At 67.1% G+C, this 1,567-nt stretch carries 2 protein-coding genes; both read left to right on the forward strand.

Annotation, left to right across the window (positions count from 1 at the left end; translation table 11 throughout):
- A partial coding sequence (locus AC1DU6_RS30610; RefSeq protein WP_477861853.1) for a LysR family transcriptional regulator occupies nucleotides 1–927 on the forward strand: 927 nt, incomplete at its 5' end.
- Between the two features lie 65 nt (nucleotides 928–992).
- Nucleotides 993–1,550, forward strand: coding sequence for a 2'-5' RNA ligase family protein (locus tag AC1DU6_RS30615; protein ID WP_457325437.1), 558 nt, complete (start codon nucleotides 993–995; stop codon nucleotides 1,548–1,550).
- The last annotated feature ends 17 nt before the right edge of the window (nucleotides 1,551–1,567 follow it).

Below are 1,567 nucleotides of genomic sequence, written 5' to 3' on the forward strand. Positions count from 1 at the left end.
CTGGAGCTTTTCGCACGCATTGCCCAGGCCGGCAGCTTTGCCCAGGCGGCGCGGGACCTCGGGCTGACACGCGCGGCGATCAGCCGCCGCATTGCGGCTATCGAGAACGCAGTCGGCCTGGCGCTATTCGCTCGCAGCACGCGCAGCCTGGGCCTGACGGAGGCCGGCCGGCGCCTCCACGCCCGTGCCCGCGCCGTTCGTGATGCGGCAGAGAGCGCCCGCCTGGCCCTGCGGCACGCGCGTGACCAGCTTGACGGCACGATCCGCATCAGCGCCACCGCCGGTTTTGGCCGGCATGTGCTCGCGCCTTTGCTCGCGCGCTTCCAACTGCTGCACCCGGCCGTGCGCTACGAACTCTTCTTCACGGATCGCCGCGTGGACTTGATGCGCGAAGGGCTGGACATCGCGTTCCGCGTCACCAGCAAGCCACCCGAGCAATGGGTCGCCCAGCCGGTGCTGCCGTTTGTGGTCCGCGTCTACGGTCGCGGCCGACACACATCTGCGCAAGAGCCCCAGGATCTCGCCAACGCACCCCTGCTGCTGCTGGGCCAGGGAGAGGAGCCCGTCGTCACCGAGTGGCAGCACGACGATGGACGACGGCAGAGCGTGTCGCTGCAGGCGGTGGCCTGGGGCAGCGACCTGGACGGGCTTGTTGCTCTGGCGCGCCACGGCGCCGGATTGGTCATCGCACCGGATTTCTGCGTGGAGCCGCTGCGGGCGCTGCAGGATGAGGACGACGCTGCGGCCGGGACGCCGAGCTTGGGCTCGTTGACGGCAGCTGCGCTGGTCGACGTGCTGCCCGGATGGCGCATGCTGGCCGGTATTGACACTGTGCAAGCGTTGACCCTGCCGCTGCCTAGCGGCTCGGAAACCGCACGTGCGTTGGTTCGCTTCGTGCGGCAGTCGCTGGGCGGCGGTCGCGCGTGAGGGACTAAGGTGACTGAGCGGACGCCACCGATTACAAATCGTCTTGATGAGAGGCGGGGGACCCGATGAGCCGGCCGCGCTACCTGTTCATGGCCTGCCCATCGGCTGACGCAGGAGACTGCATCGAAACGGCAATTCAGGGACTCCATTTGGACCAGCGGTTGCGCACCTTGCTGGTTGCGCGCGCCAACTGGCATCAGTCACTGTCGGGTCGCTATTGGCCGGACGAGATGCCGGAGGTGGAGCAACTCCTGCTGCGGGCGGGTGGCTTGATCGCGGCGCACGCTGTCACCATGACGCTCAGCTGGATTGTCAGCAACGAAGGCTATTCCGCATTGAAGCCGAGAGGGATGCCGGCCGGATTCGTCGATCTGCTACGTGCCATCAACGCCGCGCTCGCAAAGCAAGGGCTCAGCGCGTCGGCGCAAGACGCGCCGCACATCACCCTCAGCTATCTCGCCGCAATCGCCGATGCGCCCATCGCGATAGAACCCATCGACTGGACCATCGATCGCGTGCTGCTTGTCCGCAGCGAGGGTGACGGGGCGGGCTACCGCTACAGCGAAGTCGCGAGTTGGGAACTGCCTGCGGCGCCCCTGGCTCCGCAAATTGATTTGTTTTGAGTGGGCCTGAATTGGCG

This window comes from Roseateles sp. P5_B10 (assembly GCF_056400485.1).